Origin of the sequence: Flavobacterium crocinum, assembly GCF_003122385.1 — a bacterium.
Taxonomy (GTDB): Bacteria; Bacteroidota; Bacteroidia; order Flavobacteriales; family Flavobacteriaceae; genus Flavobacterium; species Flavobacterium crocinum.
The window spans coordinates 1,729,682-1,754,901 of the sequence record NZ_CP029255.1; the positions used below are offsets into that span (position 1 = coordinate 1,729,682).

General features: G+C 35.0%; 17 protein-coding genes. 5 read left to right on the forward strand and 12 right to left on the reverse strand.

The window, feature by feature from the left end:
- Positions 1-146 precede the first annotated feature (146 nt).
- Both HYN56_RS07990 and HYN56_RS07995 read right to left on the reverse strand, forming a co-directional pair.
- Positions 147-2,195, reverse strand: a complete 2,049-nt coding sequence (locus HYN56_RS07990; RefSeq protein WP_205727650.1) for an insulinase family protein — start codon at positions 2,193-2,195, stop codon at positions 147-149.
- 12 nt (positions 2,196-2,207) lie between these two features.
- On the reverse strand, positions 2,208-3,530 hold the full coding sequence (locus HYN56_RS07995; RefSeq protein WP_109191693.1) for a M16 family metallopeptidase: 1,323 nt from the start codon (positions 3,528-3,530) through the stop codon (positions 2,208-2,210).
- Positions 3,531-3,803: 273 nt separating this feature from the next.
- On the opposite strand from HYN56_RS07995, the gene rplU reads away from it, so the two are divergent.
- From rplU to HYN56_RS08010, 3 genes are all read left to right on the forward strand, one after another.
- The gene (gene rplU / locus HYN56_RS08000) at positions 3,804-4,241 is read left to right on the forward strand and encodes a 50S ribosomal protein L21 (RefSeq protein WP_091493706.1); all 438 of its coding nucleotides are present in this window, start codon (positions 3,804-3,806) and stop codon (positions 4,239-4,241) included.
- Positions 4,242-4,265: 24 nt separating this feature from the next.
- The gene (rpmA, locus tag HYN56_RS08005) at positions 4,266-4,526 is read left to right on the forward strand and encodes a 50S ribosomal protein L27 (RefSeq protein WP_012023622.1); all 261 of its coding nucleotides are present in this window, start codon (positions 4,266-4,268) and stop codon (positions 4,524-4,526) included.
- Positions 4,527-4,645: 119 nt separating this feature from the next.
- A complete protein-coding gene (locus HYN56_RS08010) occupies positions 4,646-5,941 on the forward strand; it encodes a hypothetical protein (protein ID WP_240622673.1) in 1,296 nt (431 codons plus the stop codon).
- Between the two features lie 105 nt (positions 5,942-6,046).
- Here the strand turns inward: HYN56_RS08010 and HYN56_RS08015 are convergent, their stop codons facing one another.
- Both HYN56_RS08015 and miaE read right to left on the reverse strand, forming a co-directional pair.
- A complete protein-coding gene (locus HYN56_RS08015; protein WP_109191695.1) occupies positions 6,047-8,806 on the reverse strand; it encodes an AsmA-like C-terminal region-containing protein in 2,760 nt (919 codons plus the stop codon).
- Positions 8,807-8,858: 52 nt separating this feature from the next.
- Complete coding sequence (gene miaE / locus HYN56_RS08020; protein ID WP_109191696.1) at positions 8,859-9,440, reverse strand: tRNA-(ms[2]io[6]A)-hydroxylase; 582 nt, start codon at positions 9,438-9,440, stop codon at positions 8,859-8,861.
- Between the two features lie 114 nt (positions 9,441-9,554).
- On the opposite strand from miaE, the gene HYN56_RS08025 reads away from it, so the two are divergent.
- Positions 9,555-10,799, forward strand: a complete 1,245-nt coding sequence (locus tag HYN56_RS08025; protein ID WP_109194750.1) for a glycosyltransferase — start codon at positions 9,555-9,557, stop codon at positions 10,797-10,799.
- Here the strand turns inward: HYN56_RS08025 and HYN56_RS08030 are convergent.
- From HYN56_RS08030 to porU, 8 genes are all read right to left on the reverse strand, one after another.
- Positions 10,796-11,686, reverse strand: coding sequence for a helix-turn-helix domain-containing protein (locus tag HYN56_RS08030; protein ID WP_240622674.1), 891 nt, complete (start codon positions 11,684-11,686; stop codon positions 10,796-10,798). The two genes, HYN56_RS08025 and HYN56_RS08030, sit on opposite strands and share 4 nt — an antisense overlap.
- Before the next feature lie 86 nt (positions 11,687-11,772).
- On the reverse strand, positions 11,773-12,303 hold the full coding sequence (locus tag HYN56_RS08035; protein WP_109191697.1) for a carboxymuconolactone decarboxylase family protein: 531 nt from the start codon (positions 12,301-12,303) through the stop codon (positions 11,773-11,775).
- Between the two features lie 603 nt (positions 12,304-12,906).
- Complete coding sequence (locus tag HYN56_RS08040; protein ID WP_109191698.1) at positions 12,907-14,754, reverse strand: hydrolase/aminopeptidase; 1,848 nt, start codon at positions 14,752-14,754, stop codon at positions 12,907-12,909.
- Positions 14,755-14,845: 91 nt separating this feature from the next.
- On the reverse strand, positions 14,846-16,489 hold the full coding sequence (locus HYN56_RS08045) for a pyruvate dehydrogenase complex dihydrolipoamide acetyltransferase (RefSeq protein WP_109191699.1): 1,644 nt from the start codon (positions 16,487-16,489) through the stop codon (positions 14,846-14,848).
- Between the two features lie 4 nt (positions 16,490-16,493).
- Positions 16,494-17,492 (reverse strand): pyruvate dehydrogenase (acetyl-transferring) E1 component subunit alpha, encoded by a 999-nt coding sequence (pdhA, locus tag HYN56_RS08050; protein WP_095928018.1) that lies wholly within the window; start codon positions 17,490-17,492, stop codon positions 16,494-16,496.
- 159 nt (positions 17,493-17,651) lie between these two features.
- Positions 17,652-18,134, reverse strand: coding sequence for a cytidine deaminase (gene cdd / locus HYN56_RS08055; RefSeq protein WP_109191700.1), 483 nt, complete (start codon positions 18,132-18,134; stop codon positions 17,652-17,654).
- Between the two features lie 81 nt (positions 18,135-18,215).
- Positions 18,216-19,421 (reverse strand): type IX secretion system outer membrane channel protein PorV, encoded by a 1,206-nt coding sequence (gene porV, locus HYN56_RS08060; protein WP_109191701.1) that lies wholly within the window; start codon positions 19,419-19,421, stop codon positions 18,216-18,218.
- A 41-nt stretch (positions 19,422-19,462) separates the two neighbouring features.
- Positions 19,463-23,299 carry a type IX secretion system sortase PorU gene (gene porU, locus HYN56_RS08065; RefSeq protein ID WP_109191702.1) on the reverse strand — a complete coding sequence of 1,279 codons (3,837 nt, stop codon included), beginning with the start codon at positions 23,297-23,299 and terminating at the stop codon, positions 19,463-19,465.
- A gap of 214 nt (positions 23,300-23,513) precedes the next feature.
- Between porU and gldJ the strand changes: the two genes are divergently transcribed.
- Positions 23,514-25,199 carry a gliding motility lipoprotein GldJ gene (gene gldJ, locus HYN56_RS08070; protein ID WP_109191703.1) on the forward strand — a complete coding sequence of 562 codons (1,686 nt, stop codon included), beginning with the start codon at positions 23,514-23,516 and terminating at the stop codon, positions 25,197-25,199.
- The last annotated feature ends 21 nt before the right edge of the window (positions 25,200-25,220 follow it).

Consider the following 25,220-nt stretch of genomic DNA (forward strand, 5'->3'; position numbering starts at 1 on the left):
GAAGTTATGAGTTTTAGGTTATGAGTTATGGGGACGAAGGTACATTGTTAATAAAAAAAGCTTTGTCAAAGTTTTAAACTTTGACAAAGCCTATGAGAAAAAAACTTAGCATCTTAGTGTCTCAGAACCTTAGCGTCTCAGTATCTTTAAAGAAAATCTGCATCAGAAACACCTTCATTAATTTTAATATCAGACATTTTGATATCTAATTCAAAACCAACATTCTGAACTAAATTAAAAGGAACTTTGACGCCTTTTACTTCTTTATAATCATTGAAATTAGTGATTTGAGTTGCTGATTTTCCGCCTTGTTCGCGAACTTTTGATTCCGCTGTTTTTAAACCGGATTTAACATCATAATAATAAGTTGTTTTGCCGTCTTTGATAACGTAGGCATCACTTCCGTTAACAGGTTCAATTCCCTCTACTTTCAGGTCAGTTCTTTTTGCAAGTTGTAATTCTTCAAAAGGAGCGGCACTTGCTTTCATTTCTACTAAATCATCACCTTCAAGATTTTTTCTTTGACCTTGTTGTTCGATGTATGCAGTTTTGCCGTTTACAACCTGTTTCATCAAATTCATAGTTCCCATAGAAAGTGAAACCATCATTTTACCTTTAGCATCTAATTTCGAAACAAAAGTTAGTGGAGTGGGAGCCTGCGGAATAGTTGTTGATCCATTCATATAAAGAGTTTTTACTGCTGTAACCGCTTTTTCTCCTCCAATTGCTTTGATGTAATTTTCGAAAACAGTTTTGGCTGTAATATCTTTCGGAGCTTCTTTTTTAGTTGAAGGTTTTTCAACAGGATTTCCGTATTTGTCAAAATAGGATATCGGAATTTGAAGTTTTTCCAGAGCGGTAAGAACATCAGAACCTTTTCCTACAATTACAATTCGCATGTTGTCCAGTAAAAAGTATTTATTGGCAACACGGTAAATATCATCGGCAGTAACATTATTGATGGTCTGAATGTATTTTTCGTAGAAATCAGCTGGTAGTTTTTCTGTTTCAATGTTTAATGCATAACGGGCAACAGCCTGTGGTTTTTCAACCTGCATTACAAATCTTCCAATATAACCAGCTTTTACATTTCTTAAAACTTCAGGATCGACTCTTTCGGTGCGGATTCTTTTAATTTCTTTAATAAACTGAACAACTGCACTATCTGTAACGGTATTTCTAACGGCTGAATTAGCTTTAAATTTAGTTACATATTTTCCGCTTCCAATGCTTGAGCTTGCACCGTATGTCCAGGCATGTTGCTCGCGTAAATTCATGTTTAAATAACTGTTGAAGTCGCCTCCTAAAATTTGATTTGCAATAACTGCGGGGAAGAAATCAGGATCGCTCATTTTTAAATTCACAGTATTTACCAATGAAATTTCAGACTGAACTGCATTTGGAACATCTACAAAATCAATTTGTAATTTTGATGGGTTAGCAGGGTCAGGATAGGAATTTTTTGTTACGCTTTGTTTTTTCCATTTGCTGAATAGTTTTTCAACTGCTGATTTTGCTTCTTTAAATTTAATGTCGCCAATAACCACTAAATAAGCATTTTCAGGAACAAAATGAATGTTATAGTTGTTTTGAACATCTTCTAATGTTACGTTTTTTACTGTTTCTTCAGAAAGATATTCTCCGTTTGGATGGTTTTTTCCAAATGCTAAAACATCAACAACACGGTTTGAAATTGCAGGAACGCTTTTTTCGTCTGCTTTAAGTCCTTCGAGTAGTTTTGCTTTTTCTTTGTCAAATTCAGTTTGAGTGAAATTTGGCTGTAAAGCACCTTCTGCCAAAAGCTCTAAAACTCGTCCGGAATATTTAGACAATGCACTGGCATAAGCACCCTGAGAAGTAAAGTTGATACTGGCTCCGTAAAAGTCAATTTCTTCATTAAAAGCTTCTTTGGTTGTTTTTTTAGTTCCATTTCCGATTAAGCTGCTGGTCAATTCATCAACACCTTTTTTATTGCCTTCAGTAAATGGTGGATTATCTAAGGTAAGTGTGAAACTTACTCTTGGTAATTTATGATTTTCAACAATCAAAACTTTCATGCCGTTTGCCAAAACAAAAGTCTGCGGTTTTTTGATGTTGACTACTGGGGCGTTTCCTGGTTTGGGTTGTGGACGATCTTGTGCTTGCATAATTCCAGTTAGGAATAAAAAGATTAAAAAAGTATATATTTTTTTCATGATTCGATATTCTTAGTTTTGAGATTTAGGCGTCGGAATATAATCTAAAATTAAGCGCTGATTTGGATTCAAATATTTTCTGGCAACTTCTCTAATTTCTTCTCTTGTTATAGAATGATAAATGTCGATTTCTGTATTAATTAAATTTACATCACCATATAAGAGATAATAAGAAGCCAGGTTTTCTGCAATTCCTTCAACACTTGCGTTAGCATTCACATAATTATTATCGAATTTGTTTTGTAGTTTTTCATAATCTTTTTCAGAAATAAGATCGGTTTGGATTTTTACAATTTCTTCGTCTATTTCTTTTAAGATATCAGCGGTTGTGTTGGGTGCCATTGGTAAACCGTATAAAATGTAGGTTCCATAATCTTCCTGACTAAATCCAACAGCTCCAATTTGTAGTGCCATTTTTTTGTCGTCAACGATTTTTTTGTAAAGTTTAGAACTTTTCCCATCGCTTAAATAAGAAGAAATTAAATCTAAAACACGAGCATCTCTGGTTTTCATTGAAGGTGTTCTGTACGAAGCCACAATCATTGGTATCTGAATGTTGGGATCTTCGTAAGTAGCTTTAATGGTCTGTGTGATTGGCTCTTCGGTAAAAGTTTGTTTTTTAACTTCTTCGCCTCTCGGAATTGGCCCGAAGTATTTCTGAATCCATTCTTTTGTTTTTGTTTTTTCGAAATCTCCGGCAACAACTAAAACAGCATTGTTTGGAGTGTAGAACTTTTTATTAAAAGCCTGGAATTCTTCAAGAGTTGCTGCGTCCAGGTCTTTCATAGACCCAATAGTTGTCCATCTGTAAGGGTGATTTTTGAACATGTTTTTCTTAACCTCCGCCAGAATATTTCCATACGGCTGATTATCATAACGCATTCTTTTTTCTTCTTTTACAACTTCATTTTGAGTATCTACACCAACCTTATTGATAATAGGATGCATTAATCTTTCAGATTCCATCCATAATCCAAGTTCCAGACTGTTAGAAGGGAAAACTTCGTAGTAATACGTTCTGTCGTCAGATGTGTTGGCATTATTAACACCTCCGTTTGCGGTAACGATTTTCATCCACTCACCACGTTTGATATTTTGTGTTCCTTCAAATAATAAGTGTTCAAAGAAATGTGCGAATCCCGTTCTGTCAGGACGTTCGTCTTTTGATCCAACATGATACATTACTGATGTAATGACAACAGGAGCAGAAGGATCATTGTGCAGAATAACATGCAATCCATTATCTAAATTATATTCTTCAAAAGCTACTTTTTGAGCATGAGCTACTCCGCCAAGCATTAATGCAGCACTTAACATCATTATTGATTTTTTCATAAAGATTAATAATTTTATATATCAAACAAGAGTAGGTAGACCAGAGTTGATTTTAGTTACATCAAAAATAGTTTTTTTTAATTATCAATTCCAGTTTTGTTTGTAATTAGATGATATTTTAACAATCTTTTACTTTAAATAAAATGAATTTTTAATTTAAAACGGCTTGATATACAGCGTTTTTTATGAATAAAATATTTTTGCTTCTACGGGTTGCATAGTAAATTATTAGTTGTATATTTGCAACCTTAAAATTCAATAAATCAATTTGATATGTATGCAATCGTAGAGATAGCAGGGCAACAATTTAAAGTAAGCAAAGACTTAAAGGTTTATGTTCACCGTTTAGCTAACGAAGAAGGTTCAAAAGTTACTTTTGACAAAGTTCTTTTATTAGATGATAACGGAAATGTAACTTTAGGCGCCCCAGCTATAGAAGGTGCTTCAGTAGAAGCTAAAGTGTTACAACACTTAAAAGGTGATAAAGTTATCGTTTTCAAAAAGAAAAGAAGAAAAGGATACAAAAAAAGAAATGGTCACAGACAATATCTTACACAAATTGTAATTGAAGGTATTTCTGCAGCAGGAGGAACTAAAAAAGCAGCAGCTAAAAAAGCAGTTGTAGCAGAAGAAGCAGCTACTGAAGAAGTAGAAGCTCCAAAAGCAAAAAAAGCAGCTCCAAAAGCAAAAAAAGAAGCTACTAAAGAATAATAACAATATTTAAACTCATACGTCATGGCTCACAAGAAAGGTGTCGGTAGTTCGAAGAATGGTAGAGAATCAGAATCAAAACGTCTAGGCGTTAAGATTTATGGTGGACAAGCTGCTATTGCTGGAAACATCATCGTTAGACAAAGAGGTTCAAAACACAATCCAGGTGAAAACGTTTACATTAGTAAAGATCACACTCTTCACGCAAGAGTTGCTGGAGTTGTTAAGTTCCAAAAGAAAAGAGATAACAAATCTTATGTTTCTATTATCCCATTCGAGGCATAATAATCACAAAGATTTACTTTTTATAAAAAACCCGTTCTGAAAAGATCGGGTTTTTTGTTTTTAATGATTTTCATAAGACTTTAAAACTTACATTTGTTTTGCTTCTTAAATAAAAAAGTTTGAAAAAGATCTTATTATTGTTTTTGTTGTGCTGCTTTAGTGCTTATGCAGAAACATCTTCAGAAAATATTGTAAGTCATTTGAGTTCATTGAATGAAAAACAAAAAAATGTTTTATATGAATTTGAAGTTTTAAAAAGGAATGGTTGTAAAACAGATCAGTTTTGGAAGGAAAACAAAAATCAGTTTTCAGAACTTGATGCTAAAACAAGAGACGAATTAGCACAGCAGATTTTTGAAAATTCTACTGTTGTTTATAAACCTCAAAAAAACTCTGCAGTTCAAATTTGGATGCAAACACAATTGTTTACCAATTGGATGTTTTATCTATCTGCCTTTATTGCGATTTGCGCTGTTATTGCCCTTTTTAAAAAATACTGGAGTTTGTTAATTGGATTCCTTTTGAAGCGTTTAGAGCCTCTCTTAAGGTATTTATTTTCTCCTTTGTTGCTGACTTGTGAATTGTTGGCGCTAGGCATTGCTTGTGTTTTTTATGCCGTTACGATTGAAGATTTTGTATTACGAACCGTAATCATTCATTTAGGATTGTTCTTGTTGTGGAGTCAGTCTACAGCTTTGTTTACCAAAGAATATTGGGTAAAAAAATATATTTTTGAGATCGAAAGTAATTTCTGGGGAAAAGATCCCTGGGAAACCATCAAAACAATATGTCTGCCGGCTGTGTTGGTAACATTGGCTCTTTCTTATGTTTTGTATAAAGTTCCTGCTGATATTTTTTATAATTATGAAATTGTGATATCAGGAATTGCCTTTGTATATGCATTACCTTTTTGGCGTTTTGTAGAAAAGTATATTTATCCGGTTTTGTTTCCTTTTAAGAATGAAGGTTACAGGGCAAGAAGTATAAATTCTCTTGGAGCATGTACAGTGATAGCGCTTATTTTGACGGTTGTTTTGATTTTACAAGGGAATGCTGTTTTTTATAATGTTATTGCCGCATTCATAAGTTTGGAGATTTTTTCATTTTTGATTTTATCCTCAAAAGAGAATCATAAGTATAATTTAGGTAACTATTATTACTTACAGTTTGTTATCGTTCTTTTTCTCGTTTTGACTTTTTTATATAGTTATCAGATACATTCAAACGAAATAATCTGGTTTTCGTTAATTGGAAGCTGTTTCTTTATAATTCTAAAATATCTGGAGATTTTCTCTTTCTTTTCAAGCTGGAAAAGAGGGAATTCTTGGGCTTGGAAATTGTTGGGACTTGCAGCTTTATTGTGGGTTTTAGGGAAAGGAATTTTGCTTGTTTCTAAACAATTTTTTACGGTTTAATTTATCTTTAAAAGAAAACCTTTGTCAAAGTTCAAAACTTTGACAAAGGTCTAGAATTGTTAATTATGTAGAGATTTGGAATTTGGTACTTCAAATATTTGGAATTTAATTCTCAGTATCTTTAGTCTCTTCTAAATCTTCAGTTTTGCGTCCTACTTTTACTTTAGGATTGTCCTGAGTTCCTGTAACAGTTAATGGAATTCCGAAAATTCCAAAAGGAGGAAGTCCTAAGCGCATTTTTAAGTTCAGTTTTCCGTCCAGACTTGTTGTGCCTTCAATTCTTGGTCTAAATCCTGCAAATTTAAATTTAAAGCGATCTACAGTAATGATGTTGTTTTTAACTGTAGTTTTAATGTCAACTTTAGACAGATCCGGATTCTTCATAGATTCTGAATTGGTTTGTTTGCTTACAGCATTGAACATTTTCAGACCACGAACTTTTACATCTTTTACAGAAAGCGTTCCGCCTCCCACAAGTGAAGGATAAACCGGTTCCATGTTTGAGTTTAAACGTCCTTTTAGTTTATAATCTAAAGAAACAATTCCTTGTGCTTTTTCTGCAGCGCTAGCCATTTTTCTGAAAACTTCGATTTCATTGTAAGCTCTTTTAATGTCAAAATCATTAGCTTTTATGGCATAATCAAAATTGGCTTTTTTGGTTGTTACAGCCTGATAATTGGCTGTCATATCCACTTTACAGCCAATTAAATCAAAACCTGTATTTTGCATTGTCAGCTTTCCTTGTTTCATCTTTAAGTTTCCGACTGCATTGTTTAAGGTTAGTTTTTCAAAATTAACTTTTTGAGCATTTGCCAGTAACTGTAAATCTAAGTTGGTTGGAATTACAATTACACCAGTTTCATTTGTTGCTGTTTCTTTTTTAGGAGCAGCTTTTTCTGTCTGTGTTACCGGTGTGCTTTCCGGCGCGTTAGACATAAATTCATCAATGTTGATATATCGTGCCGAAACTTTAAAAGAACCTCTTAAAACACCTGTATTTGTGGTAACATAATTAATGACATTCTGCAAATAACCATTCATTTTAAAATCAGACTGCCCGTAAGCGGCCAAGAAATTATTGAAAGACATTTTATCGTTATTAATTTTGAAAATCCCTTCTTTAATTATGAATTTCTTTGGAAGAAATTCTGAGGCAATTCCGATGTTTCTCAATTCAAGAGTTCCTTTGTTGTGCAATTTGCTGTAATTTCCTTTTTCAGCATCGCTTTGTTTTCCTTTTAAAACCAAATCAGCTTTTATAAAACCATCTAAATCAAGTCCTTTTTGAGAGAAAACTTTATAGATTTTATTAACGTCCAATTCGCCTTTTGCTTTTACATCATAAGTCAAATCATCAAAATTGCTTAAGTCAGCTTCCACAAAAACAGGTTTTCCTTCAAAAGTAAATTGAGTTGGTTTTAGGTTTACCTTCAAATCCTGAAAAGTTCCTTTTTGATTCTCAATTTTAGATTTGATGGTAATATTCGTAATTGGATTTGGGTAATATGGTGTTTTTAAATAACCATTTTCCAGATTAATTGTACCGTTTGTTGCCGGAAAACGTTTGTTTTTCTGGTCAAATACTCCGTTTGTTTTGATATCGCTTACTAAAGATCCTTTAAGTTTAATATCAGGAATTCCAAGTGCGTTTACTAGTTTTTCAAGATCAATTTTAGCTTTAAAATCTCCGTTAATATCGGGAGTGTTTACACCTTTAACCATAAACTTCGATTTCAAATAATCCTGATTAATGTTTAAAGATAAATTTTGAGCATCAACAATTACTAAGTCCGGATTTAAAGACGGAACTTTAGTTTTGATGTCTAAATTAAGGTTGGAAACCGGAAAAGCGCTTTTGTTATAATTGACAAAACCATCGTTTATTTTTACATCTAGATTAAGATCTGGCGCTATATTTTGTGATGTGATATATTTGCCTTTCAGAGTAAAAAGAAGATTAGTGTTTCCTTTTAATTCAGTTTGAGCCAGCCAGGTAATGTATTTTGGAGGAAAAGCAGTAAAAACGTCGTACAACTTGCTGTTGTCAGATTTAATTACAAAATCCATGTTGTAACCATCTTTTAAAATGTCAAATTTCCCTTTAAAATCGACCAAAAGCTGATTGATTTTTAGGTTATTCTGCTGGAAAAAGAACGAAAGCGAGTTGATGTTTACTTTAGTAATCAAATCGGCATCAATCTTTTTGTTCATTAAATACGGCTCATCTTCATAAACGATATTTAATTTTTCGATTTTGGCTTTAGAATACAAATCAAAAACGGCTTTGTTTAAATCGCCTTTTCCTAAATAATTAAATCCAAAAGCATCAAAATGAACTTTTGTAGATTTGTCATCGTAAACAATTTTACTGTTTAAGATTTCAATTCGCTCTAATTTTAATGCAGTATCGCTACTGTCTTTAGGGTTTGAAGCTTGTTCCTGCGATTTGTAAATGTTGTAATTCGCTTCTCCGTTTGGATTCACTTTTACATTGATAAAAGAATCAGACAAATAAATCTGATCAATTTTTACCGATTTACTGAAAATCAAACTAGCAACGTTAATTCCAAAAGAAACCTCTTTTGCCGTAATAAATTTTTCGTTTTTATACGGAGCTGAACCGTTTAGACTTAAATTGTCTAATGTAAGCGTTAATGAAGGGAAATGACGAAAAAATGAAACTGAAACATCAGAATAATTAAGCTCTGCGCTTAATCTCTCGTTAGCCGTTTTCTTAATTTGTTCCTTAATCTGATCTTCAAAAACGATAGGCGTTAAAAATAGTAATCCTAAAAGAACAGCGAAAGCGATTCCGAAATACTTCGCAATTTTAAATACGATTGATCTGGATTTACTTTTTTGCATAACGAATTGTGGGTGTTAAAGTGTGAAATGACGTCAAAAAAACGAGTATAATTTATCCGTGAACGGTTTCGCTTTTACCATAATTGGTAATAATAGAACCTTCATATTCAATCCATTCTTTCCATCTTTTATCAATGTCAATATTGTCCTGATATTTTCTGGCGAATCCTAGAAAAGTGGTATAATGTCCGGCTTCAGAAATCATTAAATCACGATAAAATTTAGCTAATTCGGGATCTTGTATATTTTCAGAAAGCACTTTAAAACGCTCGCAGCTTCTGGCTTCAATCATAGCAGAAAATAATAAACGGTCAGATAACGCATCGCGTCGACTTCCGTCTTTTTTCATGAATTTAAAAAGCTCATTTACGTAATGATCTTTTCTTTCACGGCCTAAAGTAAGTCCGCGTTGTTTTATGATATCATGAACCATCTGAAAGTGCTCCAGTTCTTCTCGAGCAATTACAAGCATTTCGGTTACCAATTCTTCTATTTCAGAATTGTAAGTCACAATGCTAATCGCGTTTGAAGCCGCTTTTTGTTCGCACCAGGCGTGATCCGTTAAAATTTCTTCGATATTTGATTCCACAATATTTACCCAGCGAGGGTCTGTAGCTAATTTTAATCCTAACATAATTTCCAGGCATTTAGATTTTGCAAAATTAGTGTTTTTTTACGACCGAATTTCAGGAAATTGGGTGCAAATCCGCGGAAAAAAGCATTATTTTGTAAGATGAAACCAATTACAATGAATCAGCTAAAAAAACTTTTAATTATTGGGTTTGTCTGGCCTGAGCCAAAGTCTTCTGCAGCAGGCGGAAGAATGATGCAGTTGATTTCGATTTTTAAAGAAAAAGGATTCGAAATTACTTTTGCAAGCGCAGCTCAAGACAGTGATTTTATGATTGATTTAGCTGAATTTGGAGTTGAGAAAAAAAGTATAGAACTTAATTCTTCGAGTTTTGATGATTTTATTGCAGGATTAAATCCTGATGTTGTTTTGTTTGATCGATTTATGATCGAGGAACAATTTGGATGGAGAGTGATTGAAAACTGTCCGAAAGCAATTCGAATTTTAGACACTGAAGATTTGCATTGTCTGCGAACAGCAAGACAAAAAGCGTTTAAAGAAAATAGAAATTTTGAACTTCCGGATTTATTGTCTGAAGAAGTTGCAAAACGAGAAATCGCCAGCATTTTGCGTTGCGATGTATCACTGATGATTTCTGAATTTGAAATGGATATTCTAAAAAATGTTTTCAAAATCAATGAAGATTTACTGTTTTACCTTCCTTTTTTAGTAGATAAAATGAATGAAGAAGAATTGCAGAAATTACCATCTTTTGAAGAACGTAAAAATTTTGTTTTCATCGGAAATTTTCTTCATGAACCCAATTGGAATACCGTTCAATATTTAAAAGAAGCTATTTGGCCATTCATAAAAAAAGATTTTCCAGAAGCAGTTTTAGAAGTTTACGGTGCCTATCCATCGCAAAAAGTATTGCAATTGCATCAGCCGAAAAATGGTTTTTTTATCATGGGAAGGGCGGGAGATGCGAACGAAATTGTAAAAAAATCAAGAATTGTTCTCGCACCAATTCGCTTTGGAGCGGGTTTAAAAGGAAAATTATTAGAAGCCATGCAATGCGGAACGCCAAGTGCGACCACAACAATTGGTTCCGAATCCATGCACGCAAATTTGCCTTGGAACGGTTTTATTGAAGATAATCCCGAGGAATTTTCTAAAAAAGCAATTGCTCTGTATCAGGATGAAAATCTTTGGAAACAAGCTCAGAAAAAAGGAATTACAATCATTAACGAATGCTATCAAAAAAGCAAATATTCCGCTCAGCTGATTTCGTTGGTAAATTCACTTTTAATAAATTCTGAGAGACATCGTTTACATAATTTTATGGGAAATCTGCTGCAGCATCATGCTTTCAAAAGCACCATGTATATGTCAAAATGGATTGAAGCTAAGAACAAAAATTAAGCTTCCATTTTACCAAAACCAACAGTTTCACGATACATTTGAGGAGAAACATCTGCATTGGTTTTAAAGAAACGGCTGAAATAATGTTCGTCGTCATAACCCAATTCATGCGCAATTTCTTTTACCGTTTTGTTAGTCATATATAATTCTCTTTTAGCTTCAATAATGATTCTTTCCGAAATTAAATCGGTTAAGGTTTTATTGAAATAATTCTTTGATATTTTTGCTAATGCTTTTGGAGAAATATTTAGTAAATCAGCATAATTTCCAGCTGAATGTTTGGTTTTGAAATTCAATTCAATTGCATCTTTCAGGTTTTGAAGAATAACAGGTTCTTTAGAATCCGGAACCGATTTCATTTCTTCCAATTGTTCTGTTTTTAATCTCGAAGCGGTAATTAAAAAGATCTTTAAATACGAAATCAACAATTCATATTGTGCCAATTCAGCATTTTGGATTTCGGCTTTCATTTGATCAATAACCATATTAAAAGTTTGCTCCGCTTGTTCTGTAACCTGAACATACGGTGGCTGATAGATATTGTTGAATAAAACGCCATTACACGAAACCTCTTTTTGATGCATGTGAATACAATAAAAATCAGGATGAAAATGAATCGCGATTCCTTCAATTGGTTCGCTCACACAAAGCATAAAGGGCTGATAAGGTGAAAAGGCGAGAAGAGAGTTTTCTTCAAAATGATGTTCAGCAAAATCGGCTTTTACTTTGCCTTTTCCTTTGGTTACCCAGATTAAAGAATAATAATTATTTCGCTGTAAATGATCAAAATGACTGTTGTTATCAAAAGGAAGAATTTTGAAAGCCAAATTACCATTCTGCGGATTTATTAAAGTAAAAACATTTTGAGAGCTCATATTCAGTTTCATTTTTGAAAGCATAAAGATAGTTATGAAATAAATTCACAACTATCTTTATAAATTGTTTTTTGTTATAATGATTGTGCCACTTTTGATTAAACAGTTGGGAAATCAATTTCTGTGTTTGCTACGTTGTTGAAATAGTTTGTTAAAACATTTAAAGCTACATGACCAATAGTTTCTGCAATTTCAGCATCAGAAACCCCTGCATTTTTGGCTTTATTCACATCTTCATCATTTACTAAACCGCCTTTGCTTATTAATGTTTTAGCCAATTGTAAAATCGCTTCAGTTTTAGCATCTGTAGAATTTCCTGATCTTGCTGCGTGTAAAACTGCCGGATCTGCTTTTATTAATTTTTCTCCAATAAAAGTGTGCGCTGCCAAACAGTAATCACACGAGTTGCTTTCTGAAACTGCTAATGCAATTAATTCACCTGTTTTTGCACTTAATTTTCCATGGCTTAATGCGCCGCTTAAATTTAAATATCCTTCCAAAACTGCCGGAGAATTTCCCATTGTTCTCATCATGTTTGGTACAACGCCTAATTTTGCCTGAACTGCGTTGAATAAATCTTTAGTTTTTCCTGTTGCTTCTTCTGGGTTTAATGCTGTTAATCGTGCCATCGTATTTAATTTTTAATGTTATTATTAGTTGTTGTCTTTTGACATTACAAAGTTGCGACGATTGCAGATTTTAAAACATGGAGAATGTACGCTATGTGATGGATAATTTTCCCTGAGTTTTTTTCAGGAGCTAATCCAGCTTTCCGTTTCAAGTCCTCGCACAAAACTCTAATTTTCTAAACCATAAAACGAGCTTCCGTTGGTCGCTGTTTTCTGGCAAGAAAATTAGAGTTTTGCGCTCCGGGCTTTCCACTTCAATCTGGGCTAGGGCACTCGGTTTCAAAAGAGTATTTTCGTCTAGTTTATCATCCTGACGAAGGAAGGATCTCCGCAAGTAGCTCCATAAAGATTGTCGATTCTCATTGCGGAATTTCTAGTGTGATTCCTCGTTCCTCGGAATGACAAGATTGAGAAAAGTTCTATCCCGTCTAGTTTGTCATCCTGACGAAGGAAGGATCTCCGCAAGTAGCTCCATAAAGATTGTCGATTCTCATTGCGGAATTTCTAGTGCGATTTCTCGTTTCTCGAAATGACAAATAAGTCGTAAAAAAATAGGTTGTTCCTTAGGAACAACCTATTTTTAAAATTATATTCTAGAAAAACTTACTTCAAAACCCCTTCAACAGCCTGAATAGTCGTTGCATGATAACCGGACTTTGCTTTATCAAAAACCTGTTTAGCCCAAACTTTTCCTTCCGGAGTTTTAGCCATCTCTTTATAAAGCATCATAACAGAACCTGTTCTGCTGATTCCAATCAAAAATTGTTCAATTGCAGGATCAGCAGCTTTATATTTATGACGAATTGCCTGTACAAACCATTGGCGTTTGATAATGAAGTTTCCACCTTTTGTAAAATTGAATTCTTTATCAATTGCTTCCATTTCTTTTGCTGTAATATCAGATGGAAGATGATCTATAAAATGTTGTTTTTCCGCAGTTGTGGTGATTTTTTTGCTTAAACCTGCAACGCCAGTTTCTCTCCAGCTTTTTTGAATGGCGTCAATAGCATCAAATTCTGCAGAACTTACCGGAAGGATATTTGATGGAATTCCTGGTTTGTAAATCCAGTTGTCTAATTGGATTTTATCGGCTAAGGCTTTATCTCCTTTTATAAGATTTTCGTTTAAATACTTTACAAAATCTTCTGTAGTGATCGATTGGAAAGCGTGAGAATCGAAATAATTCTTAATAAACGGATCGAATCTATCGCGTCCAACAGCATTTTCAATAACTCTTAAAAAAGCATATCCTTTTACATAAGGGATTTGACTGATTCCGTCGTCAGGATTTCTTCCTGTCAAGCTAACTTTTAATCTCGTATCTGGATTTGTGTCTCCGTATTCTGCAACATTATCAGTCAATTCTTTGTTGGTGATAACGTTTTGCATGTCAAATTCTTTCTTTCCAAAGATTGCTTCACCAATTCTGTGTTCAACATAAGTTGTAAAACCTTCGTTTAGCCAAATATCATCCCAAGTTGCGTTTGTAACTAAGTTTCCGCTCCAGCTGTGTCCTAATTCATGTGCTAACAAGCTTGTTAACGAACGATCTCCAGCGATTACTCCCGGAGTTAAGAAAGTCAAGTTTGGATTCTCCATTCCGCCATAAGGGAAACTTGGAGGTAAAACCAAAACATCATAACGTCCCCAACGGTAAGGGCCGTAAAGTTTTTCTGCTGCATTTACCATTTTTCCTAATTCAGCAAATTCGTAAGCTGCACTTTTTAAAACAGATGGCTCTGCATAAACGCCGGTTCTGTTGTCAATGGCTTGAAATTCGATATCACCAACAGCAATTGCCATTAAATAAGAAGGAATTGCTTTGTCTTGTTTGAAAGTGTAAATACCAGTATCATTTTTCTTCTGCGGATTTACAGCACTCATAACCGCTAATAAATCTTTAGGAACCGTAACTTTTGCATTATAAGTAAAACGAATTCCCGGCGAATCCTGGCAAGGAATCCAGGTACGAGACCAAACGCTTTCTCCCTGAGAAAATAAAAATGGTTTCTTTTTGTCTGCTGTTTGTTCTGGTTTTAACCATTGTAAGGCAATCGCATCTTTAGTAGTGTTGTAGTAAATGTTTACTTTCGTTGTATTTGGTTCGATTGCAATATGAAGCGGTTTTCCATGAAATTCAGTGGCTGCACCAAGCTCGAATTTGGTTTCTTTTTCATCGTTACCTAAAGTTACTTTGGTGATATTTAAAGTGTTTTCGTCGAAAATAATTTCGTTTCCTTTACTGATATTGTCTATTGTCCAGGACGCTTTTCCTGAAATGGTCTGTGTGTCAAAATCAACTTTAATATCAAGATCAAGGTGTTTTACAACAGCAAGTTCTGGTTTGGAGTAGCTATGTTCGTCTGTAACTGCAACTGTTTTTTCTGTTTGCTCTTTTTTCTGGCAGGCAATTGCTGTCAGAAATAAAGCGACAAGAATTAGTTTCTTCATTTTGTGAGGTTTTGAATTTGAGGATGAAAATTAAACAAAAAATCCCGTTTTGAATAAACAAAACGGGATTTAATTATAAAATTAACAACGATTACGCCAGCATTGTAACTGGGCTTTCGATGTATTGTTTTAATGTTTGTAAGAACTGAGCTCCAGTTGCTCCGTCAATTGTTCTGTGGTCACAAGCTAATGATAACATCATGGTGTTTCCAACTACGATTTGACCGTTTTTAACTACTGGTTTCTCAACAATTGCACCTACAGAAAGGATAGCAGAGTTTGGCTGGTTGATAATTGAATTGAATTCAGTAATACCAAACATACCAAGGTTAGATACTGTAAAAGTACTTCCTTCCATTTCTTGTGGTCCCAATTTTTTGTTTTTAGCTCTTCCGGCAAGATCTCTTACTGAACCACCAATTTGAGATAAACTCATAGCGTCAGTAAATTTCAATACAGGAACTACTAATCCATCTTCAACAGCTACAGCAACACCAATGTTTACGTGGTGGTTGATGATGATAGCATCTTCTTTCCACTGAGAGTTGATTTTCGGGTGTTTTTTCAATGCTAATGCACAAGCTTTAATTACCATATCGTTGAAAGATACTTTTGTATCCGGAACGCTATTGATAGCAGCTCTAGCCTGCATTGCTTCGTCCATGCTTACTTCGATCACTAAGTTGTAGTGAGGAGCAGTAAATAAAGATTCTGCAAGACGTTTAGCAATGATTTTACGCATTTGAGAGTTTTTGATCTCTTCTGTGTAAACTTCTCCAGCAGGAACAAATACTTTAGGTGCAGCAGGAGCAGAAGCTTCTTGTTTAGCAGCTGGTGCAGCAGTAGAAGTTTGTGCCTGAGCAGCAGGAGTAAAGTTTTCGATGTCGCTTTTCACGATACGTCCGTTTTCTCCAGATCCTTTAACTTGATTTAATGAGATTCCTTTATCAGAAGCGATTTTTTTAGCTAATGGAGAAGCTAAGATTCTTCCTCCGTTTGAAGTTTCAGCAACAGCTTCTGTAGCTTGTGCAGCAGCAGGAGCAGCAGTTTTTGTTTCTTCAGCAGCAGGAGCACTTGCAGTTGCAGCGCCACCAGCAGTAAAGTTTTCAGCAACTCCGGAAATGTCAGTTCCCGCAGGCCCAATGATAGCTAATAAGCTGTCAACAGGAGCAGTGCTTCCTTCCTGAATTCCAATGTATAATAATGTTCCGGCATTGAAAGACTCAAACTCCATTGTAGCTTTGTCTGTTTCAATTTCTGCTAAAATATCTCCTTCAGCTACAGTATCGCCAACTTTTTTCAACCAGGTTGCTACTGTACCTTCAGTCATTGTATCGCTTAAACGAGGCATAGTTACAACTATAACCCCTTTTGGTAATTCAGCTGCTTTTGCGGGAGCAGCAGTTTCAGTTTTTGCTTCAGCAGCAGGAGCATCCGCTTTTGGAGCTTCGGCAGCAGGAGCATCACCACCGGCTAAAAGAGCAGAAATATCTTCTCCTTCTTTACCAATGATGGCTAATAATGAATCAACAGGAGCAGTTTCTCCTTCTTGAATTCCGATATGTAAAAGAGTTCCTTCGTTAAAAGATTCGAACTCCATTGTTGCTTTGTCTGTTTCAATTTCAGCTAAGATATCACCTTCGCTTACTTTGTCGCCTACTTTTTTAAGCCAAGTTGCTACCGTTCCTTCAGTCATAGTATCGCTCAAACGAGGCATTGTTACTTTAATCGCCATGATATTATAATTTATGAGGTGTAAATGGATAGTCTTCTTGTGCGTATACTACGTCGTATAATTGTTGTAAGTCTGGGTATGGAGATTCTTCAGCGAATTTCGCACACTCTTCAACTAAGTCTTTAACTCTTTGGTCAATTACTTCAATTTCTTCTTGTGTAGCATATTTTTGATCCAAAATTACATCAAGAACTTGCGTAATTGGGTCGATTTTTTTGTACTCTTCAACCTCTTCTTTAGAACGGTATAATTGTGCATCAGACATAGAGTGTCCTCTGTAACGGTACGTTTTCATTTCAAGGAAAGTTGGTCCGTCTCCGCGACGCGCTCTTTCGATAGCTTCGTGCATTGCTTCGGCAACTTTTACAGGATTCATTCCGTCAACAGGTCCGCAAGGCATTTCGTAACCTAAACCTAATTTCCAAATGTCAGTGTGGTTTGCAGTTCTTTCTACAGAAGTACCCATTGCATAACCGTTGTTTTCAACGATAAATACAACCGGAAGTTTCCATAACATAGCCATATTGAAAGCTTCGTGAAGAGAACCTTGTCTGGCAGCTCCATCACCAAAGTAAGTCATGGTAACACCGCCAGTGTTAAAATATTTGTCTGCGAAAGCAATACCAGCTCCCACAGGAATTTGAGCTCCTACAATTCCGTGACCACCGTAAAAACCGTGTTCTTTAGAGAAAATGTGCATAGAACCTCCCATACCTTTAGAAGTTCCTGTTGCTTTTCCTAAAAGTTCAGCCATTACGTTTCTGGGATCAACTCCCATACCAATTGGTTGTACGTGGTTTCTGTAAGCAGTAATCATTTTGTCTTTGGTCAAATCCATAGCGTGCAGTGCGCCAGCTAATACAGCTTCTTGACCATTATATAGGTGTAGAAAACCTCTAACTTTTTGTTGAATGTATAATGCTGCAAGTTTGTCTTCAAACTTTCTCCAAAGTAGCATGTCTTCATACCACTTTAAATATACCTCTTTTGTAACTTCTTTCATCTGAATTCTTTCTTTTGCTAAAGTTGTTTGTGTTATCGATTATTGTGCCTGTAACGCAAAATAGTTTCCTCCCACAAATTTGCGCCCGAAAGGTCGGGATGCAAAAATAAGACATTACATTTAAGAACTAAAATTTAATGACTACTTTTTGGCTTTTTTTTACAAGAACTTTTTATCAAACATCAAAGGGAGCAAATTTTTCAATGATGATGATTTATAAACTTCGCCAATTTCACCCATAAAATAGATTTCAATAGGAGTTTCTTGTTTTATCTCATATTCTGCAATTGATTGACGGCAGGAACCGCAAGGCGGAATAGGAGCAGTAGTTTGGTTGGTGTCTGAAGCTGCTGTAATTGCCATTTTTAAAATTTTGGCTTCCGGATATGCGCTTCCTGCGTAAAAAATTGCAGTTCGTTCTGCACAAAGTCCGGATGGATAAGCTGCATTTTCCTGATTCGAACCTAAAATTACTTTTCCATTATCTAAAAGTAAAGCAGCACCAACTCTGAACTTTGAATAAGGTGCATATGCTTTTTTTCTTATTTCAATTGCCTGGTTCATTAAGTTCTGAATTTCTTTAGGCAGTTCGTTTAAATTCTCAAAAATTGTAAATGAAGTTGTTATATTGATTTCTTTCATCTGTTTTTTAAGGGAAAAAAAATCCAAATTCCTAAAATGCCGGAATTTGGATTATGTTATTTTTATTTTAGTCTTTTGTCTTTAATACGTTTCGTATTTGTCTCCAAAGTTAAACGTTAAAGAGAAACGAAGTGTGTTCTCTAAAGGGTTTTTTATTTTCGAAGCTGAGAATAGGTAAGAAACATCAATTTTCATGATGTTGTATTTGAAGCCTGCTCCTAAAGAGAAAAACTGTTTAGCACCTTTTTCAGGACTTTCGTGATAGTATCCTAAACGCATTGCAAATGCGTCCTGATACATATATTCTGCAGCAAGGCTGTAGGTTACTTCTTTCATTTCTTCGCTGAATCCGCCCGGAGCATCTCCAAAAGATTTGAATATCCCCGAAACCCAACCTATGTTTCTGTAATTGTTATAGGCTGCGTCTGTTGCTTGCTGTTGTGTAATGTCTTCAGGATCGTCAAAATCACCATCGCCGTTTCCGTCAACAGCTGCTTGGATTCCCGGAGGGGTTGGAACTAAAAGTTTGGTAAGTTCGGCACTTACAGCAAGTTTGTTGTAATCATCAAAAATAAATTCAAATCCGCCTCCTAATCTTAAATTGGCAGGTAAGAAGTTTGAGCTTAAATCATCTCTGTCATAACTGATTTTTGGCCCCATATTCTGAAGGTTTATACCAGCTCTCCATCTTCCATTGAAGTCCTGATAGGCAATTTCTTCAGACTGGTAAAAAGCGGCAACATCAACAGCAAATGAACTTGCAGCTGATGCATCAACTTCTTCTGATGCAACTTTTAAATTTGAGTTTATGAAACGTGCGGCAACTGCCATAGAGAATTCTTCGCTTAATTTTAGAGAGTATGAGCCATCTAAAGCAAATTCGTTTGGATTTACTTCACGTACGGCTTCGTTTGGATCTCCGGTATATCTTAATTCGATTCCTCCGAAACCAAAATAACGAAAACTTCCGGCAAAAGCACTTCTTTCGTTAATTTTGTTGTAGTATGTTACCTGACCTAAAGAAATATCATTAGCAAGATCTGTCAAATAAGGAGTGTAACTAATAGAAAGACCTTGTGCGTCTTCTGAAAAGGCATATTTCGCCGGATTCCATTGTTGCGAGAATACATCGGCAGAAGTAGCGACACCCTGATCGCCTAAACCAGCTGCTCTTGCGTCTGCGGCAACTAATAAGAAAGGAACTCCGGTTACTATTGGCCTGGACTCCTGAGCCTTTGAATTATAAAGGGTAAAAAGGCAAATTAATAAAAGTGATAGTTTTTTCATTTAAGGGACTTATGTTTTTGGTGGTGCAAATATAGATAATATTATAGGATGACAAGCTTTTCGTACTTTTCTGCTTTTTTATTTGTTAAATTTGATTTTACAGTTAGTTTGTAAATATACACTCCTTTTCCAATTCTATCGCCAAAATCGTCTTTTCCATCCCATGTAATTTCTCTTGACAAAAATCCTTCTGTTGTTATGGTTTGGTTTTTTGTCCAGACTACTTTTCCGGTTATGGTCATTACCTGTACTTGTACATCCAGAGGCTCATAAGGTCTGTTGTGGGAAAACCAAAACTGCGTATAAGTTGAAAAAGGATTGGGATAATTAAGAACATGTGATAATGTCAGCGACTCGTCTCCAACAACTGTAAACTGAATTTCGCTTGTAACAGGATTATTGTAAACGTCCCAGGCGGTAAAACTTATAGTATGAAGCCCCGGAGCTAAGTTTCTAAACGGGAAACGTAAATTTCCATTAGTATAATCGTCTAATTTTGTCTGATAATAATCATTCAAAATGTATGGATTGCTTACATCTCCATCTAAAATTGCTACAATATCATGTCCGATTCCGCTTGCTGTATTTATTCCGTTTTCGTCTTCCAGGAAGGCTAAAAGAAAAGGAGACTCGTTTGTGATACCTCCGGATACAAAAGTTTCATCGTTCATATATAACTTCACTTTTGGACTAATATTGTCCTGAGGAGCATTTTCGTTAATTCCTCCAATTTTAATGGTGTTGTTGTAGCCTGTCTGATTTTCCAGAGCTGCATTTTTCTTCGAATAAAAACTAATTTTTCCGTTATCAACAGGAATTCGAATGTCTCTTGGAACAACGAAACTAAACTCAAATTGACCATTTGTAACGGAAGCATTTCCTCTAAAAATAGTTTCTCCTAAAGTTTTAAACTGCATCGGCGGACTAAAGCCGTCATTGTTTAAGGTTGTATTTGTAATCATTTTGTCAAAAATGGCAGTTGCTAATTCTCCATTATAATTACTTAAAAGAATATTGTTTTCGTCTGTAATCTCTCCTGATATTTTGATTTTGGATAATGATTTAAAGTCAGGGATTGGTTGTGAGATCGCAATATCATTTACTTTTGTCAGGTTGATTCTTGGTTTTGGAATGGCCAACATTAAGGCGGGATCGCCTATATATGTAACGACATTGCTTCCGGAGCTAGGTTTTTCATTTTTTGAAATCCTTAGTGATTCAGCTATACTGTTATATTGGTTAGAGCCGTAGGATAAAAGATTTTTGCTTAACTCGTCGTTGAAATTTTCTCCATTAATCTGACCGATTTCACGAATTGTAGTCAACATAGAAATTGCGCCTCCTTTAGGATTCCAATAAACATATTCTCCTGCTGTTGGTCTTGTTGGGTCATCAAATCTTGAAAATTCACAAGTTATGGTTATAAATAAAGGATACTTATATTGATTGTTCAGATTTTGACTGTCTGATTTTTCCCAAATTCTTTCGCTGGCTAATCCGTCTTCACCTCCGTGGCCTAAATAATTAAAAATTAGAGCGCCTTTTTCAAAAGCATTAAAGAAATCTGTTCGGGCTTTAGGATATCTCGATCCTCCTGCAGATGCTTCTTGTGTGTAGGCATCAAGGAATATTTTTTCAATATTAAAAAAAGGTTTTTCAGTTGCGATTAAATCGGCCAATGTATTTTGACGTGTCTGTAATGTTTCATCGCCGGGTTTGTCCGAATCATCACTAACTAAAACAAAGTTATTTCGCCAGTTTCCGTATGATTTTGTATCGTGGTATTCTAGAACTTTATTAACCATTTCCTGTGCCTGTGCATTGTCTGAAACCAACATTCGTCCTACAGCAATGTCTATTCCGTTGAAAGGATCTCCAACAATTCCTTCATCAGGATCCATTAATCCGTAAAAGTCATCAGAGGCAAATCCACCTTCGCCTACAGTGTTGCTTCTGAGGGCCTGATATATAGGTACAATGTTGTTGTTGTTTGGAATTCTGTCTTTATAGTCGTAAGAAGCATCTCCAAACAGATTTAGGTATTTTATTCTTCTTTCTGAAGAAGAAGCGTTCTCATAAATATATTTTACAAAATTTCTAATCCCTGCAATGTCCTGTTTTCCTGAAGAGAATTCCTGATAGATATTTTCGAGTGAAACCACTTTGACATTCAGATTTGAATAATTGCGATGAAAAATAGCTAATCTTTCTGCTTGAGAAACCAGAGATTTTTGTGTTATGATTAAGTAATCTATGTCCTGAAAAGTATTTTGACTGTTTCTAAAAATAGTTCCTTTTAGATTTTGGTTTGCAATTTTTGATTGGTTTTCTTTTGAAGGTATATAATAATCAGACGCGTCTATTGCGACATATTTTCTTACTTCTCCCAAATTGGCTTTAAAGCTAAAACTGGTTTGATTTTGTTTCTCAATTTTGGATATATTATATAGGTCTGTAATATCCCATATTTGTGATATTCCTGCGGCGTTTCCAATAGTATAATTGACCACTCCAGCGACGGAACCTGCATCGTTATATTGGAAGAGGAATTGTTTTCCTGTTCCCAAAAGTTTTCGTTTTGCGGTTAACGCAATATAATCCAGATAGCCTTTTGATCCGGGTACTCCGTTATTGTTATAAGCGAGTTTAATTTTGATGTTGTCGGCTCCTGTGAATGTTGTGTTTGTTGCTAAACTATCAAGGTCGTATTTAATGTCTGAATTTACAGTTAAGAAACTATGATTAATGGTTCCCACATTTTGTCCGTTAGCAGAAACAGTAAATGATGTGTTGGTAAAGGCGGCAGATGCTGTAGTTGTTCTTATTTTTACCGGAATAGAGGTGTCAAGATTAGGGAAATTAAAAGAGAATTCCTGTTCCGGATTGATGTCAAATGATTCCCCAAACCATTGACGGCCTAAATGTACAATGTTGGTTTGGTCGATTTCGTGAAATTGATAGTCATCAAACGTGCTCAGTTCTAATGTGCTGTTTGCGGTAGGCTGATTAAGGTTTTGGATTCTTTTTCCGTCTCCACCAGCGACCGTGATATAATAATAGGCTTTAGTATCGTATAGATTTAAGTTAGTCTGACTTTCAGAGTTCCAGTTTTCAACTCCTTCTGCATAGAAAAGAATGTAGTCTTCATTATTAAAAACACCATCATTTTCTCCGGCTATCTGAATTGCGTTTTCTGTTAAATCATCAGGATAATAAATATTGTTGGCTAACGGAAGCATTCTTCCTCCATTTCCGTAAATTTTTATTCTTCGTGGATCAACTTTTGAAGGATCAAATCCTAAACTTTGTAAAAATGAGCGTGTTATTTTGTAAACACCGGATTTTTGAATATAAAATCGATACCAGTCTCCTGATGCTAATACAGAATTGGAAATTGCTGCCGTTTTTTGAAAAATAGTTCGACTTGAGCTTCTTGCGGTAGAATTGTTGATATTGTAAGAAAAAGACTTGATTCGTTTAAAGCTGTTTCCATCTTTTATGATAGGATTTAAGAAAAGAAAAGTATGTTTTAAGTCTCTTGCATTTGTTATTATTAATGATTCGTTTGGTTTGTCAGGGATGTTTTCTATTCCTAAATCCCCTAAGTCAGCTCTGGAAAGTGACTCATAAATAACATTGCTAATTTGTACAGAACTGCCACTTGAAAGGTTTGATATGTTTAAATTTTCCAGTAATGTTATGTTTTTTTTAGTCATATTGAAGCGAAAGCCGCCTCCTGTAAAGTATGGAATAATGATTTTATTTTCGCCGTAATTTGTTTCTTTTTTATCCTGCCAATTAATTGTCAAGCCCCCATTTAACTGAGAAAATGTGAGAATTGGAATTAGAAAAAGAGAGATGAAAAAAAGCTGTTTCATTGGTTTAAAAAGCGAAATTTAATTAAAAAATAATTAGTAAGTAAAAATATAGTATTTCGTGTTACAGTAAATAATAAAAAGTATATTTTTGCGTTCGTAACTAAAGGTTATTTTTCTGGTAAAAAACAGCTGAATAAAATTATTAGAACAGATGTTGCCAATTAAATGTTAATTATTATATTGCAGCACCTAAATTTATCACCTAAGAATGAGTATGAAAGTAAACAAAATTGTAGTCTTGCAATTAATGATGTCAATGGTATTGATGTTGGGCACGGCTAGTTGTAGCAAAAAATCGAGTTCCACTCACGCTTCAAGAGCCACTGGTTGGGACGTAGATAGTCAGAATGGAACTGCTGCCAGAAATGCAGGTAAAAAACAACAGGCTGGTCCTGGTTTGGTTTTTGTTGAAGGAGGTACGTTTACAATGGGTAAAGTACAGGATGATGTTATGCATGATTGGAATAACACACCAACTCAACAACACGTTCAGTCATTCTATATGGATGAAACCGAAGTTACAAACGGTATGTACTTAGAATACCTAGAGTGGTTAAAGAAAGTTTTTCCACCTACAGAAGAAAATTACAAAAATATTTACGAAGGAGCATCGCCAGATACTCTTGTTTGGAGAAATCGTTTAGGATATAACGAAACGATGACTAATAACTATTTAAGACACCCTTCTTATGCTAACTATCCTGTAGTTGGTGTTAACTGGATTCAGGCTGTTGAATTTAGTAAATGGAGAACAGACCGTGTAAATGAGGCAGTTTTAGAGAAAAACGGGTACCTTCAAAAAGGTGCTAAAACTAATGATGTAAATGCTGAAAATGCATTTAATACTGAAGGATACTTAATGTCTCCAAGTACATCACGTGGTGCAAGCGAAGAAATTGTTTTAAAGAAAAATCCAACTGGAAGAAGACCAAAAGCTGGAAAAGATGGTGTAGTTCCTGAAGAGAAAAATGTGTACGCACAACGTTCTTCTGGAATCATTTTACCAGAATACAGACTTCCTACTGAAGCAGAATGGGAATATGCAGCTGCTGCAGATGTTGGACAAAGAGAATATAACATCTACAAAGGACAAAAGAAATATCCTTGGTCTGGAGATTATACTCGTTCTAACAAGCGTAAAAACAAAGGAGATCAATTGGCTAACTTTAAACAAGGAAACGGTGATTACGGTGGAATTGCAGGTTGGTCAGATGACGGAGCAGATATTACAAATGCTGTGAAAAGTTATGCTCCAAACGATTTCGGATTATATGATATGGCCGGAAACGTTGCAGAATGGGTTGCTGACGTTTACAGACCAATTATTGATAATGAAGCAAATGATTTCAACTACTACAGAGGAAACCAATATGCTAAAAACAAAATTGGTAAAGATGGTAAAATCGAAATTGTTACAACTGCTACAATTAAGTATGATACTTTAAGTAACGGTAAAGTTATTGCAAGAAACCTTCCTGGAGAAATTGCTCAGGTTCCGGTTGATGAGCAGGAAACTTATTTGAGACAAAACTTCAGTACAAGTGATAATATCAACTATAGAGATGGTGATAAACAATCTTCAAGATATTTTGACTTTGGCGATTCTGAATCAGGTTCAAAAGCAGATCAGGCAATGTACAATTCTCCTAAACATAATGTAACTACAGATAGTTTAGGTAAAATGATAAGAAAATATGATAATTCTAGTAAACGTACTACTTTAATCGATGATAAAGTAAGAGTTTACAAAGGAGGATCTTGGAGAGACAGAGCTTACTGGCTAGACCCGGCTCAAAGAAGATACTTCCCTCAGGATATGGCAACTGATTATATTGGATTCAGATGCGCAATGTCAAGAGTGGGTTCAAAATCTGAAAAGAGAAAATCTCCTAGAAACTAAGATTTAGAATTTCTGACATAA

What these genes read in the sequence shown, in the direction of transcription:
- HYN56_RS07990 (WP_205727650.1), bottom strand. Translation starts at nt 2,195, where the DNA reads ATGAAAAAAATATATACTTTTTTAATCTTTTTATTCCTAACTGGAATT.
- HYN56_RS07995 (WP_109191693.1), bottom strand. Translation starts at nt 3,530, where the DNA reads ATGAAAAAATCAATAATGATGTTAAGTGCTGCATTAATGCTTGGCGGA.
- rplU (WP_091493706.1), top strand. Translation starts at nt 3,804, where the DNA reads ATGTATGCAATCGTAGAGATAGCAGGGCAACAATTTAAAGTAAGCAAA.
- rpmA (WP_012023622.1), top strand. Translation starts at nt 4,266, where the DNA reads ATGGCTCACAAGAAAGGTGTCGGTAGTTCGAAGAATGGTAGAGAATCA.
- HYN56_RS08015 (WP_109191695.1), bottom strand. Translation starts at nt 8,806, where the DNA reads ATGCAAAAAAGTAAATCCAGATCAATCGTATTTAAAATTGCGAAGTAT.
- miaE (WP_109191696.1), bottom strand. Translation starts at nt 9,440, where the DNA reads ATGTTAGGATTAAAATTAGCTACAGACCCTCGCTGGGTAAATATTGTG.
- HYN56_RS08025 (WP_109194750.1), top strand. Translation starts at nt 9,555, where the DNA reads ATGAATCAGCTAAAAAAACTTTTAATTATTGGGTTTGTCTGGCCTGAG.
- HYN56_RS08030 (WP_240622674.1), bottom strand. Translation starts at nt 11,686, where the DNA reads ATGAAACTGAATATGAGCTCTCAAAATGTTTTTACTTTAATAAATCCG.
- HYN56_RS08035 (WP_109191697.1), bottom strand. Translation starts at nt 12,303, where the DNA reads ATGGCACGATTAACAGCATTAAACCCAGAAGAAGCAACAGGAAAAACT.
- HYN56_RS08040 (WP_109191698.1), bottom strand. Translation starts at nt 14,754, where the DNA reads ATGAAGAAACTAATTCTTGTCGCTTTATTTCTGACAGCAATTGCCTGC.
- HYN56_RS08045 (WP_109191699.1), bottom strand. Translation starts at nt 16,489, where the DNA reads ATGGCGATTAAAGTAACAATGCCTCGTTTGAGCGATACTATGACTGAA.
- pdhA (WP_095928018.1), bottom strand. Translation starts at nt 17,492, where the DNA reads ATGAAAGAAGTTACAAAAGAGGTATATTTAAAGTGGTATGAAGACATG.
- cdd (WP_109191700.1), bottom strand. Translation starts at nt 18,134, where the DNA reads ATGAAAGAAATCAATATAACAACTTCATTTACAATTTTTGAGAATTTA.
- porV (WP_109191701.1), bottom strand. Translation starts at nt 19,421, where the DNA reads ATGAAAAAACTATCACTTTTATTAATTTGCCTTTTTACCCTTTATAAT.
- porU (WP_109191702.1), bottom strand. Translation starts at nt 23,299, where the DNA reads ATGAAACAGCTTTTTTTCATCTCTCTTTTTCTAATTCCAATTCTCACA.
- gldJ (WP_109191703.1), top strand. Translation starts at nt 23,514, where the DNA reads ATGAAAGTAAACAAAATTGTAGTCTTGCAATTAATGATGTCAATGGTA.